The 18,701-nt window shown below is 62.0% G+C and carries 15 protein-coding genes; 5 read left to right on the top strand and 10 right to left on the bottom strand.

Annotated features, from left to right (window positions below):
* Nucleotides 1–45 precede the first annotated feature (45 nt).
* The 9 genes from bamA to rpsB form a co-directional block, all read right to left on the bottom strand.
* Complete coding sequence (gene bamA / locus HU752_RS06960; RefSeq protein WP_186682115.1) at nt 46–2,433, bottom strand: outer membrane protein assembly factor BamA; 2,388 nt, start codon at nt 2,431–2,433, stop codon at nt 46–48.
* A 76-nt stretch (nt 2,434–2,509) separates the two neighbouring features.
* The gene (gene rseP, locus HU752_RS06955) at nt 2,510–3,862 is read right to left on the bottom strand and encodes a sigma E protease regulator RseP (RefSeq protein ID WP_186682117.1); all 1,353 of its coding nucleotides are present in this window, start codon (nt 3,860–3,862) and stop codon (nt 2,510–2,512) included.
* 54 nt (nt 3,863–3,916) lie between these two features.
* Nucleotides 3,917–5,107, bottom strand: a complete 1,191-nt coding sequence (gene ispC / locus HU752_RS06950) for a 1-deoxy-D-xylulose-5-phosphate reductoisomerase (protein ID WP_186682118.1) — start codon at nt 5,105–5,107, stop codon at nt 3,917–3,919.
* On the bottom strand, nt 5,104–5,916 hold the full coding sequence (locus HU752_RS06945; RefSeq protein ID WP_186682120.1) for a phosphatidate cytidylyltransferase: 813 nt from the start codon (nt 5,914–5,916) through the stop codon (nt 5,104–5,106). Before HU752_RS06945 ends, ispC begins: the two co-directional genes overlap by 4 nt.
* Nucleotides 5,916–6,671 (bottom strand): polyprenyl diphosphate synthase, encoded by a 756-nt coding sequence (gene uppS / locus HU752_RS06940; RefSeq protein WP_186682122.1) that lies wholly within the window; start codon nt 6,669–6,671, stop codon nt 5,916–5,918. Before uppS ends, HU752_RS06945 begins: the two co-directional genes overlap by 1 nt.
* 17 nt (nt 6,672–6,688) lie before the next feature.
* A complete protein-coding gene (gene frr / locus HU752_RS06935) occupies nt 6,689–7,246 on the bottom strand; it encodes a ribosome recycling factor (protein WP_186682124.1) in 558 nt (185 codons plus the stop codon).
* A complete protein-coding gene (gene pyrH / locus HU752_RS06930) occupies nt 7,243–7,986 on the bottom strand; it encodes a UMP kinase (protein WP_017906274.1) in 744 nt (247 codons plus the stop codon). Before pyrH ends, frr begins: the two co-directional genes overlap by 4 nt.
* A gap of 204 nt (nt 7,987–8,190) precedes the next feature.
* A complete protein-coding gene (gene tsf / locus HU752_RS06925) occupies nt 8,191–9,054 on the bottom strand; it encodes a translation elongation factor Ts (protein WP_186682126.1) in 864 nt (287 codons plus the stop codon).
* A 192-nt stretch (nt 9,055–9,246) separates the two neighbouring features.
* Nucleotides 9,247–9,981, bottom strand: a complete 735-nt coding sequence (gene rpsB, locus HU752_RS06920) for a 30S ribosomal protein S2 (protein ID WP_017906276.1) — start codon at nt 9,979–9,981, stop codon at nt 9,247–9,249.
* 395 nt (nt 9,982–10,376) lie between these two features.
* On the opposite strand from rpsB, the gene map reads away from it, so the two are divergent.
* The 3 genes from map to dapC are packed head-to-tail and all read left to right on the top strand — an operon-like array spanning nt 10,377 to nt 15,127.
* On the top strand, nt 10,377–11,159 hold the full coding sequence (gene map / locus HU752_RS06915; RefSeq protein ID WP_186682128.1) for a type I methionyl aminopeptidase: 783 nt from the start codon (nt 10,377–10,379) through the stop codon (nt 11,157–11,159).
* Between the two features lie 21 nt (nt 11,160–11,180).
* The gene (locus HU752_RS06910) at nt 11,181–13,883 is read left to right on the top strand and encodes a [protein-PII] uridylyltransferase (RefSeq protein ID WP_186682130.1); all 2,703 of its coding nucleotides are present in this window, start codon (nt 11,181–11,183) and stop codon (nt 13,881–13,883) included.
* A 41-nt stretch (nt 13,884–13,924) separates the two neighbouring features.
* Nucleotides 13,925–15,127: a succinyldiaminopimelate transaminase gene (dapC, locus tag HU752_RS06905; RefSeq protein ID WP_186682132.1), complete on the top strand. Its 1,203-nt coding sequence runs from the start codon at nt 13,925–13,927 to the stop codon at nt 15,125–15,127.
* A gap of 197 nt (nt 15,128–15,324) precedes the next feature.
* On the opposite strand, the gene HU752_RS06900 is transcribed toward dapC, so the two are convergent.
* The gene (locus tag HU752_RS06900) at nt 15,325–16,971 is read right to left on the bottom strand and encodes a Na+/H+ antiporter (RefSeq protein ID WP_186682134.1); all 1,647 of its coding nucleotides are present in this window, start codon (nt 16,969–16,971) and stop codon (nt 15,325–15,327) included.
* Nucleotides 16,972–17,241: 270 nt separating this feature from the next.
* Between HU752_RS06900 and HU752_RS06895 the strand changes: the two genes are divergently transcribed.
* Together HU752_RS06895 and dapD are read left to right on the top strand one after the other, a co-directional pair.
* Nucleotides 17,242–17,550 carry an arsenate reductase gene (locus HU752_RS06895; protein ID WP_437182332.1) on the top strand — a complete coding sequence of 103 codons (309 nt, stop codon included), beginning with the start codon at nt 17,242–17,244 and terminating at the stop codon, nt 17,548–17,550.
* Nucleotides 17,551–17,596: 46 nt separating this feature from the next.
* Entirely contained in the window at nt 17,597–18,631 is a 1,035-nt protein-coding gene (gene dapD / locus HU752_RS06890) for a 2,3,4,5-tetrahydropyridine-2,6-dicarboxylate N-succinyltransferase (protein WP_186682138.1), read from the top strand.
* Nucleotides 18,632–18,701 lie beyond the last annotated feature (70 nt).

The following is an 18,701-nucleotide window of genomic DNA, read 5'->3' as shown; positions in this document are numbered from 1 at the left end:
GATAAACTCCTACAAAATCCATTGTCATTATCTGGGGGCAGAGCCTTAGAAGGTCTGACCGAGGGAGAACTGGAACACCTGAGTTTCGGCGTTGTCCGGTTTCTTGACCGGCATCGCCAGGGCAAAACTCAACGGACCCAGCGCTGTAACCCAGGTCACACCCACGCCCACGGAGCTGGCCAGGTTGCTGAAACTGACGTCGTTGCACTGTGTCTGCGACAACGTACCGTTGGTGTTCTTGACCTGCTCGCACTTGGAGTCGAACACGTTACCCACGTCCCAGAACAGCGAGGTACGCAGGGAGCGCTGGTCCTTGACGAACGGCAGCGGGAACATCAGCTCGGCACCGCCCTGGATCAGCACGTTGCCACCGAATGGCAGCGGGTCGGTATCCGAGTCGGCGATAGTGCCCACGTTACCAGTTACCCCTACACCACGGCTTGGTGTACCACGTGGGCCCAGGGTACTGTCCTTGAAGCCACGGACCGAGTTGAAACCACCGGCATAGTAGTTCTCATAGAACGGCAGGCCGTTGGTGGAGCCAAAACCGTCGCCATACCCCAGCTCCGTGTGGAAGCGCATGGTATAGGTATCGGTCAGCGGCGCGAACACCTGGCCGCGGTAGTCAAGCTTGTAGAAGGACAAGTCGCTGCCCGGCGTGGTGGTTTCCAGGGTCAGGCTCTGGGAATGACCACGGGTTGCCAGTACGCCCTTGTTCAGGGTCGATTCCGACCAACCGGCCGACGCCTTGAAGTTCAGGTAGTTGCTGCCGTTCTCGTTGACGAAGTTGAAGATCTCGTCGACGGTGTACAGGCCGGTCTTGATCTTGTCCTGCTGGGCGGTCAGGCCGAAGGTCAGACGGGACGTCTCGCTGATCGGGTAGCCCACGCTCACACCGGCACCCAGGCTGTCCACCGCATAGCTGGCTACGTTGACGTCGAGGTCCTTGTAGTCGGTGGTGCGGTAGAACACGTTGTAGCCCAGGCTGACACCGTCTGCGGTCCAGTAGGGGTCAACGTAGCCGAAGTTGTAGCGGCTCTGGTATTCGCTGCGGGTCAGACCGATGCTGACCTTGTTACCGGTACCGAGGAAGTTGTTCTGGGTGATCGAACCACCGAGGATCAGACCGGCGCTCTGGGCGAAACCGACGCTGGCGGTGATCGAACCGGAAGCCTGCTCTTCCACGGCGTAGTTCACGTCGACCTGGTCGTCGACACCCGGCACGGCCGGTGTCTCGACGTTGACTTCCTTGAAGAAGCCCAGGCGCTCCAGGCGGGTCTTGGACTGGTCGATCAGGTAGGTCGAAGCCCAGCCACCTTCCATCTGGCGCATCTCGCGACGCAGCACTTCGTCCTCGGACTTGGTGTTGCCACGGAAGTTGATGCGGTTGACGTAGGCACGCTTGCCCGGGTCGACCACGAAGGTGATGTCGACGGTGTGGTCATCATCGTGCGGAGTCGGTACGCCGTTGACGTTGGCGAAGGTGTAGCCATCGTTACCCAGGCGGCGGGTGATCAGCTCGGAGGTGGTGGTCATCAGCTTGCGCGAGAACACCTGGCCCGGCTCGACCAGCAACAGGGACTTGACCTGGTCCTCAGGCACTTTCAGGTCACCGCTGAGTTTGACGTCGCGGACCTTGTACTTCTGGCCTTCGGTGATGTTGACGGTGATATAGACGCTTTTCTTGTCCGGGGTGATCGATACCTGGGTCGAGGCGATATCCATGTTGATATAGCCGCGGTCCAGGTAGTAGGAACGCAGGCGCTCCAGGTCACCGGAGAGTTTTTCACGCGCATACTTGTCGTCGTTCTTGAAGAACGACAACCAGTTGGTGGTCTTGAGTTCGAACAGGTCGATCAGGTCGTCGTCCGGGAATACCGTGTTGCCCACCACGTTGATGTGCTGGATCGCGGCAACGGTGCCTTCATTGATCTTGATCTTCAGGCCGACGCGGTTACGTGGTTGCGGTACCACTTCGGTCTCGACCTCGGCCGAGTAGCGGCCCTGGGCAACGTACTGGCGCTGCAGTTCGTTACGTACACCTTCGAGGGTCGCACGCTGGAAGATCTCGCCTTCGGCCAGGCCGGACTGCTTCAGGCCCTTCATCAGGTCGTCGGTCGAAATCGCCTTGTTGCCTTCGATATCGATGCTGGCCACCGAAGGTCGCTCGACGACCGTGATGACCAGGACGTTACCTTCGCGCCCCAGCTGGATATCCTGGAAGAAACCGGTTTTGAACAGCGCACGGGTGGACTCCACCAGGCGACGGTCATCCGCTTGATCCCCGACGTTCAACGGTAGCGCACCGAACACGCTACCAGCGGACACCCGCTGGAGGCCGTTGACACGGATATCGGAGATAGTGAAGGACTCGGCGTGAACTTCGGCGATCATCAATACGGTGAGAACCGCAGTTAGCAGCAGACGTTTCATGAAGTCCTTTCTTATTCCAACTGGCAATAAACAAACTGCCGCAAAATGCGGCAGATTCGCAATTTTTAGCGACGCGTTACAGTCGACCCAGATCGTTGACCAGGGCAAGCAGCATGACCCCGACCACCAAACTGATACCGATCTGTACCCCCCAACCTTGTACTCGTTCCGACAAGGGGCGACCACGTGCCCACTCGATCAGATAAAACAGCAAATGTCCCCCATCCAGTACCGGGATGGGCAACAGATTCAGAACACCCAGGCTGATGCTCAGATAAGCCAGGAAATTCAGGAAATCAGCGACGCCCGACTGGGCTGAAGCGCCCGCCACTTTAGCAATGGTTATCGGTCCGCTCAAGTTTTTTACCGAGAGCTCGCCGAACAGCATTTTCTTCAGGGAATCCAGGGTCAGGACGCTCATGGTCCACGTACGCCTGGCCCCTTCACCGATCGCTGCCACAGGCCCGTAGCTGACTTCGCGGAGCATCTGCGGCGGCCAATCCGCCGCCTTGACACCCGCGCCCAGGTAACCGGTGGCAGCCTTGCCTTCACCACGGGATGCCAGGGTTACAGGGACGTCGATTTGAGCACCATCACGCTCGACATGCAGCACAATCTTGGTATCAGGACGCACACGTACCCAGTCGACCACCTGCTGCCAGTCGCTGACCGCGTCACCATTCAACGACAGCAGGCGATCACCGGTCTTCAGGCCAGCAGCCTGGGCCGGGCCTTTCGGATCCAGCTCGGCGAGCAAGGGTGGCAGGGCCGGGCGCCAGGGGCGGATACCCAGGGACTTGATCGGATCCGGCTCGTCGGCACCTTGCAACCAGCGGTCGAGGGCCAGCTCACGGGGAGAGTCGACGCTCGAGCCTGCCTCACGGACCTGCAAGCGCAGCGTACCGCTCTCACCCAGGCGACGGACGAGCTGCAGGTTGACCGCCGACCAGCCGGAGGTCGGCTCACCATCGATCGAAACAATTTCCTGACCAGCGGCCAGGCCGGCCTTCTCGGCGATACTGCCGCTCTCGACAGCGCCGATGACCGGACGCACCTGCTGGCTGCCGAGCATGGCCAGCACCCAGAAGAAGGTAATGGCCAAGAGGAAGTTGGCAATCGGACCGGCGGCCACGATAGCGATGCGCTGGCGCACCGACTTGCGGTTGAACGCCTGGTCCAGCTCGTGCGGCGCGACAGGCGCCTCGCGCTCGTCGAGCATCTTCACGTAGCCACCCAGCGGAATCGCGGCGACGACGAACTCGGTACCCCGGCGATCATGCCAACGCAGCAGCGGCGTACCGAATCCCACGGAAAAACGCAGCACCTTGACGCCGCAGCGGCGCGCCACCCAGAAGTGACCGAATTCATGGAAAGTGACCAACACTCCCAGTGCTACCAGGGTGCCGACAATCATATAGAGTGCGCTCATCTACTTTCTCCGCAATCCTATCAAGTGCCGCATCGCACGAGCGCCCAGCCAGACTCAGCGCCCGTTACGACTCAACCATTGCTCGGTCAATGCCCGTGCCTTGGCATCTGCTGCGAATACCGCGTCGAGTTCATCGACCGCAACAACAGCTTCACGGCTCAACACATCCTCGATGATACTCGCGATCTCGGGGTAGCGGATGCGCCGTTCGAGAAACGCGGCAACCGCCACCTCGTTGGCCGCATTGAGCATCGCCGGCGCGCTACCGCCCGCCTCTGCCGCCGCCCGCGCCAGGCGCAGGCAGGGGAAACGCTGCTCATCCGGGGCCTGGAAGTCCAGCCGGGCCACGGCAAACAGGTCCAATGGCGCCACACCCGAGTCGATACGCTCCGGCCAGGCCAGGGCGTTGGAAATCGGCGTACGCATGTCGGGATTACCCAGCTGGGCAAGTACCGAACCATCGACATAATCAACCAGGGAGTGAATCACACTCTGCGGATGAATCACCACCTCGACCTGGTCGGGCCGCGCATCGAACAACCAGCAGGCCTCGATCAACTCCAGGCCCTTGTTCATCATGCTGGCCGAGTCGACCGAAATCTTGCGCCCCATCGACCAGTTGGGATGGGCACAGGCTTGCTCAGGCGTAACATGCTCCAGTTCAGCCAGGGGCGTCTGCCGGAACGGACCACCAGAGGCTGTCAGCAGAATCCGCCGAACCCCTACCGCACCGAGACCGCGGGCAAAATCGCCCGGCAGGCACTGGAAGATCGCGTTGTGCTCGCTGTCGATCGGCAGCAGCACCGAACCGCTCTTGCGCACCGCCTGCATGAACAACGCGCCGGTCATCACCAGCGCTTCCTTGTTTGCCAGCAGGATCTTCTTGCCCTTCTCGACCGCCGCCAGGGTTGGCCGCAGACCCGCCGCGCCGACGATCGCCGCCATCACGGCATCGACCTCGGGATGCGAAGCAACCTGGCACAGGCCCTCCTCCCCGAGCAGAACCTCGGTCGACAGGCCGGCAGCACGCAGATCCGCCTGCAGGCCGCGAGCGGCGAGCTCGTCCGGCACCACGGCGAAACGCGGGCGATGGCGGACACACAAGGCCAACAGCTCGGCCAGGCGAGTGAAGCCACTCAGGGCGAATGCCTGGTAACGCTCCGGATGCCGGGCAATCACATCCAGGGTGCTCAAGCCGATGGAGCCGGTCGCCCCCAGCACGGTAACCTGTTCCGGGCGGCTCACGATGCGGCAATCCACAGCAGGACGGCAAACATGGGGATCGCAGCCGTCAGGCTGTCGATGCGATCAAGCACGCCACCATGTCCCGGCAGCAGGTTGCTGCTGTCCTTGATCCCCGACTGACGCTTGAACATGCTTTCGGTCAGGTCACCGATCACCGAAACGAAGACGATGATTGCCGCGCCCATCAGGCTCGCCAGGATCTGCCCGAAACCCCAGCCGGAAACCAGGCCGAACACCGCGGTGATCGCCAGGCTCAGCAACAGGCCGCCGTAGACACCCTCCCAGCTCTTGCCAGGGCTCACGGCCGGCGCCAGCTTGCGCTTGCCAAAGGCCTTGCCGGAAAAATAGGCACCGATGTCAGCCCCCCAGACCAGGATCATCACCGCCATGATCAGCAGGTTACCCTGGCCCGAGGCGTGCTGCTTGATCTCGATCAACCCTTGCCAGGCCGGCAGCAGGATCAGGAAGCCGATCACCAGCTTGCTCGCGGCACTCGACCATTGCGCACTGGACTGCGGATAAGTCAGCACCAGGTAGGTCGCCAGACCCCACCACAACACCGACGCACCCAGCACCCAGGGCGCCAGGTTCGGCAGGATGTACATGAAGAACAGCAACACCGCGACCAGCGCGGCATATGCCACCCGGGCCGGCTGCGCGTCGAAACCGGCCAAGCGCGCCCACTCCCAGGCCCCGAGGGTCACGACCACGCCGATGAACAGCGCAAACCCGGAGCCCGAGAGCAGGAAGAAACCGCACAGGGCGATCGGCAGGAGGATAAGTGCCGTGATGATGCGTTGCTTGAGCATTAAACCCGGGCCCCAGCTTCGACCTGCTCGCTCGTTTTACCAAAGCGACGCTGGCGGGAAGCGAAATCAGCCAGCGCATTGCGCATGGCATCGTGTTTGAAGTCCGGCCAGAACAGGTCGGAGAAATACAGCTCGGCATACGCCAGCTGCCACAGCAGGAAGTTGCTGATCCGATGCTCGCCACCGGTGCGAATGCACAGGTCCGGCAACGGCAGGTCGCCAGTGGCCAGGCACGTCTGCAGCAGGTCCGGCGTGATGTCATCGGGACGCAGATGTCCGGCTTGCACTTCACGAGCCAGACGCTGGGCCGCCTGGGCGATATCCCACTGCCCACCGTAGTTGGCGGCGATCTGCAGAATGAAGCGATTGCTGCCCGCCGTCGCAGCTTCCGCCTCGCGCATCGCCGCCTGGAGTTCAGGATGGAAGCGCGAGCGGTCACCGATGATCCGCAGGCTGATGTTGTTGTCGTTGAGGCGCTTGGCCTCACGCCGCAAGGCCTTGAAGAACAGGTCCATCAAGGCGCTGACTTCGTCGGCGGGGCGCTGCCAGTTCTCGCTGGAGAAGGCGAACAGGGTCAGTACCTCGACCCCCGCCTCGGCACACACTTCGATCACCGCCCGCACCGCATCGACACCGGCCTTGTGGCCGGCGACGCCAGGCAAGAAACGCTTCTTGGCCCAGCGATTGTTGCCATCCATGATGATCGCGACGTGGCGCGGCACCGAGGATGGCACAGCCTGCTTGGTCTTTTCCATTGAAGGTGTCCTGACCCTTATACGGCCATCAGGTCCTTTTCTTTTTCTTCGGTAGCCTTGGCGATCTGGGCTTCGAATTCCTTGATCAGCTTGTCGATTTCAGCACCGGCGCGGCGCTCTTCGTCTTCGCTGATTTCCTTGTCCTTGGCCAGTTTCTTCAGATCACCCAGGACGTCACGGCGAATGTTGCGTACGGCAACCCGCGCATCTTCGGCTGCGGCGCGCGCCTGCTTGGTGAAGCCCTTGCGGGTTTCCTCGGTCAGCGGAGCCATCTTGATCAGCAACAACTCGCCCAGGTTGGTCGGGTTGAGGTTCAGGCCGGCACTACCGATGGCCTTGTCGATGGCACCCAGCATGTTGCGCTCGAACGGCACGACCTGCAGGGTCTGGTTGTCCTTCACGGTGACGTTGGCCACACCGGTCAGCGGGGTGTCGGCACCGTAGTAAGGCACCATCACGCTGCCCAGGATGCTCGGGTGAGCCTTGCCGGTGCGAATCTGGCCAAATGCGTGGGCCAGAGACTCCAGGGACTTCTGCATGCGCACCTGAGCGTCTTTCTTGAGTTCGTTGATCATTGTACGCCTTCCTCGACCAGGGTTCCTTCAGCGCCGCCATGTACGATGTTCAGCAGGGCGCCAGGCTTGTTCATGTTAAATACGCGCAACGGCATCTTGTGATCGCGGCACAGGCAGATAGCGGTCAGATCCATGACACCCAGCTTGCGATCCAGCACCTCGTCATAGGTCAGATGATCGAACTTCTCGGCATGCGGGTCCTTGAACGGATCTGCGGTATAGACGCCATCGACCTTGGTTGCCTTGAGCACCACGTCGGCATCGATTTCGATCGCACGCAGGCAGGCTGCCGAATCCGTGGTAAAGAACGGATTACCGGTACCCGCCGCGAAAATCACCACTTCCTTGGAATTGAGGTGACGCATGGCCTTGCGGCGATCGTAGTGATCGGTCACACCGACCATGGAAATGGCCGACATCACGATGGCCGAGATATTCGCACGTTCCAGCGCATCGCGCATCGCCAATGCGTTCATCACGGTCGCGAGCATGCCCATGTGGTCGCCGGTCACCCGATCCATGCCGGCAGCACTCAGTGCGGAACCGCGGAACAGGTTGCCGCCGCCGATCACCAGGCCGACCTGCACACCGATTCCGACCAGTTGACCGACTTCCAGCGCCATGCGATCCAGGACCTTCGGATCGATCCCGAACTCTTCCGAGCCCATCAGGGCCTCGCCGCTAAGCTTGAGTAGAATGCGTTTATAGCGAGCTTGATAACCACTGCCCTGCTGAGCCATTGCGAATCTCTCCTGCGGCGTTATAAAAAATCTTGCGAGCTGTTTTGCAGCCTGCGCTAACTCTAGCTTGGCGCTGCTACAGCGCCATCAGAACACAGCTTTGTAAGCCGGTTCCGACGAGAGAAAGAGAAACCCCTCCTCCCATTTGAAAAGAGGCTGCGCGCGTGAGCGGGCAGCCTCTTCGGGGCGACAGACGGGTCTGTCTTACTGCTTGGCGGCAGCTACCTGGGCAGCAACTTCTTCAGCGAAGTTGTCAACCGGCTTCTCGATGCCTTCGCCAACCTTGAAGTAGGTGAAGGAAACGATTTCAGCGCCGGCTTTCTTGGCCAGTTCGCCAACCTTGACTTCCGGGTTCATGACGAAAGCCTGCTCAACCAGCGAGGCTTCGGCCAGGAACTTCGAGATACGACCCTTGATCATGTTCTCGACGATGTTTTCTGGCTTGCCAGCGATCTTGTCGGCGTTCAGTTGCAGGAAGACGCCCTTCTCGCGCTCGATGGCTTCGGCCGATACTTCCGACGGCAGCAGGAACTCTGGGTTCGAAGCTGCAACGTGCATGGCGATGTTCTTGGCCAGCTCGACGTCGCCGCCTTTCAGAACGACGGTTGCACCGATCTTGTTACCGTGCAGGTAGGCGCCGACAACGTCACCCTCGACACGCACCAGGCGACGGATGTTGACGTTTTCGCCGCACTTGGCAACCAGCGCTTCACGAGCAGCTTCACGCGAGGCGATCAGCGGAGCAGCGTCGGTCAGCTTCTGGGCAAAGGCTTCTTCCAGGCTTTCGCTGACGAAGTTCTTGAAGTCGTCCTGCAGGGCCAGGAAGTCGGTCTGCGAGTTCACTTCCAGCAGGACCGCAGCCTTGCCGTCGGTCTTGACGGCGATAGCGCCTTCAGCAGCGACGTTGCCAGCTTTCTTGGCGGCCTTGATGGCGCCCGAGGCACGCATGTCGTCAATGGCTTTTTCGATGTCGCCGCCGGCCTTTTCCAGGGCCTTCTTGCAATCCATCATGCCTTCGCCAGTACGCTCACGCAGTTCTTTGACCAGAGCCGCAGTAATTGCTGCCATTTCAAAATTCCTCTTGGATAGGTTTTCAACCATTCCACCCGATCGAACGGGCGTTCAATTCTTCCCGAATCACCCTTGTTAGCAGCTGCACATTACAGACGCTGTAGCGGCGCATCCAACAAACGGTTTTCGAGGTGGCAAAAAGGGGGCCAAGCCCCCTTTTTGCTTACTGAGTCAACGCCAGGGCGTCAATTACTCAGCTGCAGCCTGAGTTTCTTCAACGAAGACTTCAGTGCCGCCAGCAACGTTGTTGCGGCCACGGATAACGGCGTCAGCCATCGAACCCATGTACAGCTGGATGGCGCGGATGGCGTCATCGTTGCCTGGGATGATGTAGTCAACGCCTTCAGGGCTGCTGTTGGTATCGACTACGCCGATGACCGGGATGCCCAGCTTGTTGGCTTCGGTGATCGCGATGCGCTCGTGATCAACGTCGATGACGAACAGTGCGTCAGGCAGGCCGCCCATGTCCTTGATACCGCCCAGGGAACGATCCAGTTTTTCCAGATCGCGAGTGCGCATCAGCGCCTCTTTCTTGGTCAGCTTGGCGAAGGTACCGTCTTCGGCTTGCACTTCGAGGTCACGCAGACGCTTGATGGAAGCACGGATGGTCTTGAAGTTGGTCAGCATGCCGCCCAACCAGCGGTGATCGACGTACGGCGAACCGCAACGTACTGCTTCTTCAGCAACGATCTTGCCAGCGGAACGCTTGGTGCCGACGAACAGAATCTTGTTTTTGCCCTGAGCCAGGCGCTCTACGAACGCCAGAGCGTCGTTGAACATAGGCAGGGTTTTTTCAAGGTTGATGATGTGGATCTTGTTGCGCGCGCCGAAAATGTACTTGCCCATTTTCGGATTCCAGTAACGGGTTTGGTGACCGAAGTGCACACCGGCCTTCAGCATATCGCGCATGTTGACTTGGGACATGATAGTTCCTTGATAAGTCGGGTTTGGCCTCCACGTATCCCAATGACCAACCGATCGGCATGAAGCCGAAGGCACCCAGGTCATCGTGTCGACACGTGTGTGGATTTAGGCTTTTCGGGGCTATCCCCGGAAAGCGGCGCATTTTATACCACAAGAGCACTGAAAACGGAACCCGGAATCGCATATCCCGCCAGTAGCTTTTGCGCAGCCCTTGGATTCGCGCCAGAATGCCCCATGCTAATAGAGAGAAGCGATGCCCGGACGTCATGATTTGCTCCGTCCGTCTGTTAGAATCGCATTTTTCAGGGTTCCGGAATGCAGCACTCCGTAAGCGGATGTTGCCGCCGTCGCCCTTTTTCCGTGTTTACCTGCGCCTGAGCGCATAGAGAGCCCGTATGACCGTCACCCTCAAGACTCCCGAGGACATCGCAAAAATGCGTATCGCCGGGAAACTGGCCGCCGATGTACTGGAAATGATCGGTGAGCACGTCAAGCCCGGCGTCACGACCGAGGAGCTGGACCGCATCTGCCACGACTATATCGTCAACGTGCAGCAGGCCATCCCCGCCCCGCTCAACTATAAAGGCTTCCCCAAGTCGATCTGCACCTCGATCAACCACGTGGTCTGCCACGGCATCCCGGGCGACAAGCCACTCAAGGATGGCGACACTCTGAACATCGACGTGACGGTGATCAAGGATGGCTACCACGGCGATACCAGCAAGATGTTCCACGTCGGTACCGTACCGGTCTGGGCCGAACGCCTGTCCCAGGTGACCCAGGAGTGCATGTACAAGGCGATCGAGATCGTCAAGCCCGGCTGCCGCCTCGGCGACATCGGCGAAATCATCCAGAAGCATGCGGAAAAGAACGGCTTCTCGGTGGTTCGCGAGTTCTGTGGCCACGGCATCGGCAAGGTGTTCCACGAGGAGCCGCAGATCCTGCACTACGGCCGCGCCGGCACCGGCATGGAACTCAAGGCCGGCATGACCTTCACCATCGAGCCGATGATCAACCAGGGCAAGGCCGACACCAAGGTGCTGGGCGACGGCTGGACCGCGATCACCAAGGACCGCAAGCTCTCGGCCCAGTGGGAACACACCCTGCTGGTCACCGAAACCGGCTATGAGATCTTCACCCTGCGCAGCGACGACACCATCCCGCGCACCTCCGCCTGACCCATAAAGGAAATCCGAACGATGCCGCAGGTGGACCCCGAACTCTTCGACCGTGGTCAGTTCCAGGCGGAACTGGCACTCAAGGCCAGCCCCATAGCGGCATTCAAGAAAGTCATCCGTCGGGCCCACGAGGTTCTCGACGAACGCTTTCGCAGCGGGCGCGACATCCGTCGACTGATCGAGGATCGCGCCTGGTTCGTCGACAACATCCTGCAACAGGCCTGGGACCAGTTCGCCTGGAGCGAAGACGCCGACATCGCCCTGGTGGCAGTCGGCGGCTACGGTCGCGGCGAACTGCATCCCTACTCGGACATCGACCTGCTGATCCTGCTCGACAGCGCCGATCACGAGATCTTTCGCGATTCCATCGAACGCTTCCTGACCCTGCTGTGGGACATCGGCCTGGAAGTCGGGCAGAGCGTTCGCTCGGTGCAGGAATGTGCCGATGAAGCGCGAGCCGACCTGACCGTCATCACCAACCTGATGGAAAGCCGCACCATCGCCGGCCCCGAGCACCTGCGCGAGCGCATGCTGGACGTCACCAGCACCGCCCACATGTGGCCGAGCAAGGACTTCTTCCTGGCCAAGCACGCCGAACAGAAGGCGCGCCACCACAAGTACAACGACACCGAATACAACCTGGAACCCAACGTCAAGGGTTCCCCCGGTGGCTTGCGCGACATCCAGACGATTCTCTGGGTCGCCCGCCGCCAGTACGGCACCCTGAACCTGCGGGCACTGGCCGGCGAAGGCTTCCTGGTGGAAAGCGAGAACGCCCTGCTGGCCTCTTCCCAGGAGTTTCTCTGGAAGGTCCGCTATGCGTTGCACATGCTCGCGGGCCGCGCCGAGGACCGCCTGCTGTTCGACCACCAGCGCAGCATCGCCGGACTCCTGGGGTTCCAGGGCGACGACGCCAAGCAGGCCGTCGAGAACTTCATGCAACAGTACTACCGGGTGGTCATGAGCATTGCCCAGCTCAGCGAACTGATCATCCAGCACTTCGCCGAAGTCATCCTCGCACCGGAAGACGAAGCGCCGCCGCAACCGCTGAACTCGCGCTTCCAGTTGCATGATGGCTACATCGAGGCGAGCAACCCGAACGTGTTCCGCCGCACCCCGTTCGCCATGCTGGAAATCTTCGTGCTGATGGCCCAGCAGCCGGAAATCAAGGGCGTGCGCGCCGACACCATCCGCCTGCTGCGCGAACATCGCCACCTGATCGACGACGACTTCCGCAACGATATCCGCAACACCAGCCTGTTCATCGAACTGTTCAAGTGCAAGATCGGCATCCACCGTAACCTGCGCCGGATGAACCGCTACGGCATCCTCGGGCGCTACCTGCCGGAGTTCGGTGACATCGTCGGGCAGATGCAGCACGACCTGTTCCACATCTATACCGTCGACGCGCACACGCTCAACCTGATCAAGCACCTGCGCAAGCTGCAGTACACACAGGTTTCCGAGAAATTCCCGCTGGCCGCCAAGCTCATGGCCAAGCTGCCCAAGCCCGAGCTGATCTACATGGCCGGGCTCTACCACGACATCGGCAAGGGCCGCCATGGCGACCACTCGGAACTCGGTGCGGTCGACGCCGAGGCCTTCTGCAAGCGCCACCAGCTACCGGCCTGGGACAGCCGCCTGATCGTCTGGCTGGTGCAGAACCACCTGGTGATGTCGACCACGGCGCAACGCAAGGACCTGTCCGATCCGCAGGTGATCCACGATTTCGCGCAGATCGTCGGCGACAACGTGTACCTGGACTATCTCTACGTCCTCACCGTGGCCGACATCAACGCGACCAACCCGACGCTGTGGAACTCCTGGCGCGCCAGCCTGCTGCGCCAGCTCTACACCGAAACCAAGCGCGCGCTGCGCCGCGGCCTGGAGAATCCGGTGGACCGCGAGGAACAGATCCGCCAGACGCAGAGCGCGGCCCTGGATATCCTGGTCCGTACCGGCACCGACCCGGACGATGTCGAGCAGCTCTGGGCCCAACTGGGCGACGACTACTTCCTGCGCCATACCGCCGCCGATGTCGCCTGGCACAGCGATGCGATCCTCCAGCAGCCGGCCGACGGCGGCCCGCTGGTGCTGATCAAGGAAACCACCCAGCGCGAGTTCGAGGGCGGCACGCAGATCTTCATCTACGCCCCGGACCAGCACGACTTCTTCGCCGTGACCGTGGCCGCGATGGACCAGCTCAACCTGAACATCCATGACGCGCGGATCATTACCTCGAGCAGCCAGTTCACCCTCGACACCTATATCGTGCTGGACACCGACGGCGGCTCCATCGGCGACAACCCCAAGCGGGTCAAGCAGATCCGCGAGGGCCTGGCCGAAGCCCTGCGCAATCCGGACGACTACCCGACCATCATCCAGCGCCGGGTGCCACGCCAGCTCAAGCACTTCGCCTTTGCCCCGCAGGTGACCATCCACAACGATGCCCAGCGCCCGGTGACCGTGCTCGAACTGAGCGCCCCGGACCGCCCCGGCCTGCTGGCACGGGTTGGAAAGATTTTCCTGGAGTTCGACCTGTCGCTGCAGAACGCGAAGATCGCCACCCTGGGCGAGCGGGTGGAAGACGTGTTCTTCATTACCGACGCACAGAACCAGCCACTGTCCGACCCGCAGTTGTGCAGTCGCCTGCAGGACGCCATCGTCGAGCAATTGAGCGTCAACTCCGAAGCGACCATCGAGCTGACCCGCCTGAGCATCTAGCGGCCAGCCATGAACCTGATTTTGATTGAGAGCCGTACCCGATGAACAACGCGTTGAACCAGCTGCAACCCTACCCGTTCGAGAAACTGCGCGCCCTGCTCGGTGGCATCCAGCCCAATGCGGACAAGCGCCCGATCGCGCTGTCCATCGGCGAACCCAAGCACCGCTCGCCCAGCTTCGTCGCCGAAGCCCTGGCGAGCAACCTCGACCAGATGGCGGTTTACCCGACCACCCTGGGTATCCCGGCCCTGCGCGAGGCGATCGGCGCCTGGTGCGAACGTCGCTTCAATGTACCGGGCGGCTGGATCGACCCGGCGCGCAACGTACTGCCGGTCAACGGCACCCGCGAAGCCCTGTTCGCCTTCACCCAGACCGTGGTCAACCGTGGCGATGACGCCCTGGTGGTCAGCCCGAACCCCTTCTACCAGATCTACGAAGGCGCAGCCTTCCTGGCCGGGGCCAAGCCACACTACCTGCCGTGCCTGACCGACAATGGCTTCAACCCGGACTTCGATGCGGTCCCGGTCGAGATCTGGCAGCGCTGCCAGATCCTCTTCCTCTGCTCGCCAGGCAACCCGACCGGCGCGCTGATTCCCCAGGCAACCCTGGAGAAGCTGATCGCCCTGGCCGATGAACACGACTTCGTGATCGCCGCCGACGAGTGCTACAGCGAACTGTACTTTGACGAACAGACCCCGCCGCCCGGCCTGCTCAATGCCTGCGTGGCCCTGGGCCGCAAGGACTTCAAGCGCTGCGTGGTGTTCCACAGCCTGTCCAAGCGCTCCAACCTGCCCGGCCTGCGCTCCGGCTTCGTTGCCGGCGATGCCGAGATCCTCAAGGCCTTCCTGCTCTACCGCACCTACCACGGTTGTGCGATGCCGGTGCAGACCCAACTGGCCAGCGTCGCGGCCTGGAACGACGAGGTCCATGTGCGTGCCAACCGTGCGCTGTATCGCGAGAAATTCGATGCGGTACTGGAGATCCTCGCACCGGTCATGGACGTGCAGCGGCCGGATGGCAGCTTCTACCTGTGGCCGAACGTACAGGGTGACGATGCCGAGTTCTGTCGCGACCTGTTCGCCGAGGAACACGTGACCGTGGTGCCAGGCTCCTACCTGTCCCGCGAGGTCGATGGCGTCAACCCGGGTGCCGGCCGGGTGCGCATGGCCCTGGTCGCACCACTGGCCGAGTGCGTCGAGGCAGCACAGCGGATTCGGGCCTTCATCGAACGCCGCAAGCCGTAATCCCGCTCTCCCCCTGGCAAGGACCTGTGTGTTGAGCGGGCCCGTGTGGCGAGCGGGCTTGCCCGCGCTCGACCGCAAAGTGGTCGTCAAACCACGCGGAGCGGTTCACCCGGCATTACGGAGCGTCCGGCTTTGGGGGGGCTTTGCCCCCTGACGCGGGCAAGCCCGCTCGCCACAAGTGTCAGCCACTACCAGGGCTACTTCACCTGCCCCAGATTGGCCTCGCTCAGGTCCAGTTCTCCCAGCACCTCACGCAGTGCATCATCGCCGATCTGGTGATGGCGCCGCAGACTATAGAGCTCCAGGCGCTGCGCTCGTAGCGCCTTCAACCGCAGCCGGCGCTCCAGCAGGTCCATCTGGAAGGCCAGGGCCTGGGCCTCGGCGGAATCGTTGAACACCTCCAACTGATGCCGATACTCGGACATGAGCCGCGCCTTCAGCTCGGCAGCCAACGCCGCCTGGGCGGCGTCCGCGGCGCCCGCCGGCTCGACCACTTCCTCGACCTCCAGGGCACGGATCGCCGCCTCGGCCGTGCGCCGCCATGCCTCGCGCACCTCGTGGCGACGGGCATCGTCCGGGCTCTGGGCGACGTCGCGCAGCAGCCACGGCAAGGTGATACAGGCGGCCACCAGCGATAGCAGGATCACCCCGGCCGCGATGAAGATCAGCAGGTCACGCTCGGGAAAATCCGTGCCCGGAGCAATCAGCAACGGCACCGACATCACACCCGCCAGGGTCACCGCTCCGCGCACCCCACCCACCGTCAACAGCCAGCACGAACGCGCCTTGGGCATCGAGGTCAATTCGCTCTTGCCGCGCCAGCGCCGCAGCAGCACCGATAGCCGCCAGATGCTCTGCACCCAGACATAACGCAACACCACCAGCACCAGGAAGATCGCCAGCACATCCAGGCAGCGATACAACAAGGTCGGCCATAGCGAGGTTTCATGACTGGCCACCGCCTTGACGATGTCCGGCAGTTGCAGCCCCAGCAGCAGGAAGATCAGGCCGTTGAAGGCAAACTCCAGGAGCGACCAGACGCTGCGGTTGAGCAGCCGGGTGCTGGTCTGCCGTGGCAACAGGTCGAGCCAGCTCTGCATCATCCCCGCCGCGACAGCCGAGAGGATGCCCGAAACACCCAGGCGCTCGGCCAGGACATAGGCGGCGAACGGCAACAGCAGCATGAACACCACGTGGGTCGCCGGATCGTCCCAACCCCGGGCAATCATCCAGGCACGCATGCGTCCGATCAGCCAGCTCAACACCACCCCAGTGGCCAGGCCGCCCACGGCCACCAACAGGAAGGTCAGGCTCGCATCGGCGAGGGAGAACACCCCGGTCACGGCCGCCGCCAGGGCGAACTTGAAGGTCACCAGACCCGAAGCGTCGTTCATCAACGCTTCACCCTGCAGCATATGCATCAATGGCGTGGGCAGGCGGTTCTGGGCAATCGCCGAGACGGCCACCGCGTCCGTCGGCGACAACACCGCGGCCAGGGCAAAGGCCACCGGCAACGGGATGGTCGGCAACAGCCAATGAATGAAATAGCCGGCACCGACCACGGTGAACAACACCAGCCCGACCGCCAGCGTCAATACTGGACCGCGCAATCGCCAGAACTCGCGCTTGGGGATACGCCAACCATCGGAAAACAGCAGCGGTGGCAGGAACATGAAGAGAAACAACTCAGGGTCCAGGGCGACGTGCAGGCCGAGGGTCGGCCAGGCCAGCGCCGCACCGGCGGCGATCTGCACCAGGGGCAGTGGCAGCGGGATCACCCGCGCCAGCAAACGCGAGACGCCGACCAGCATCAGCAGAATGAGGACGGTGTAAGCGGTTTGCATAAGGCGACTTCCCAATCGTTCAACAACCTATCCGGCAACACTCAGCCGCCAAAGTGCCATATTAACCGCTTAATCTGCCGCGCGGGCGTTGCACCAAGGTCGCAAGGGACAATCTCACGAAACAAACGGGCAGGTGCGGGTTGGCCCCGAACCGACTCGGCCATGGCATAATTACCGACTGTTCATCTCGCACATCTGCAAAAGGGGGCAATTCCCGTGACCGATACGAGCAACACATTGCGCCTTTTCGGAATCAAGGCCTGCGACACCATGAAAAAGGCTCGCACCTGGCTGGAAGAACACGCGATAACCTACGATTTCCATGACTACAAGACCGCCGGCATCGACCGCGAGAACCTGACCCGCTGGTGCAACGAGCACGGCTGGGAAGTGGTACTCAACCGGGCTGGCACCACCTTCCGCAAGCTCGACGACGCCAGCAAGGCCGATCTCGACCAGGCGAAGGCGATCGAGCTGATGCTCGCCCAACCCTCGATGATCAAGCGCCCGGTGCTCGATCTCGGCAACCGAACCCTGATTGGCTTCAAGCCAGATAGCTACGCGGCGGCCCTCAACTGAGCCAGAGTGCTCAAGGCCCCCACTCAATTTCGCAAGAGGTAACTGCATGTCCACCAATCTGTTCAGCCTGGGCTTCGGTGTCGGTACCCAGAATCGTCAAGGTGCCTGGCTGGAAGTGTTCTACGCACAGCCGCTGATCCAGCCGTCGGCCGCACTGGTCGCGGCAGTCGCGCCGGTCCTGGGCTACACCGGCGGCAACCAGGCGATCAGCTTCACCCCGGCGCAAGCCTCGCAACTGGCCGAAGCCCTCAAGGGCATCGACGCCGCGCAAGCCGCCCTGCTGACCCGCCTGGCCGAAAGCCACAAGCCGCTGGTCGCCACCCTGCTGGCCGAAGACGCACAACTGAGCTCGACTCCCGAGGCCTACCTCAAGCTGCACCTGCTGTCCCACCGCCTGGTCAAGCCGCACGGCCTGAGCCTGGCCGGCGTATTCCCGCTGCTGCCGAACGTGGCCTGGACCAGCCAGGGCGCGATCGACCTGGCCGAACTGGCCGAGCACCAGCTCGAAGCCCGCCTGCGTGGCGAGCTGCTGGAAGTGTTCTCGGTGGACAAGTTCCCGAAAATGACCGACTACGTGGTACCGAGCGGCGTCCGTATCGCAGACAGCGCGCGCATTCGCCTGGGCGCCTACATCGGCGAAGGTACCACCGTGATGCACGAAGGCTTCGTCAACTTCAACGCCGGCACCGAAGGTCCGGGCATGATCGAAGGCCGTGTCTCGGCTGGCGTATTCGTTGGCAAGGGCTCCGACCTGGGCGGCGGCTGCTCGACCATGGGTACCCTGTCGGGTGGTGGCAACATCGTGATCAAGGTCGGCGAAGGCTGCCTGATCGGCGCGAACGCCGGTATCGGCATTCCGCTGGGCGACCGCAACACCGTCGAGTCGGGCCTGTACGTCACCGCCGGCACCAAGGTCGCATTGCTCGACGAAAACAACCAGCTGGTCAAGGTGGTCAAGGCCCGCGACCTGGCTGGCCAACCGGACCTGCTGTTCCGTCGCAACTCGGAAACCGGCGCCGTGGAGTGCAAGACCCACAAGTCGGCGATCGAGCTGAACGAAGCGCTGCACGCACACAACTGATAGCGCCCCTCCCCTGTGGGAGCCGGCTTGCTGGCGATAGCCGTATCCCGGTTGTCAGAGAGACTGACTG

It is taken from the genome of Pseudomonas vanderleydeniana, from assembly GCF_014268755.2.
Taxonomy (GTDB): Bacteria; Pseudomonadota; Gammaproteobacteria; order Pseudomonadales; family Pseudomonadaceae; genus Aquipseudomonas; species Aquipseudomonas vanderleydeniana.
Note: the sequence above shows the minus strand (reverse complement) of the source record. Positions and strands in the feature narration are given on the sequence as shown.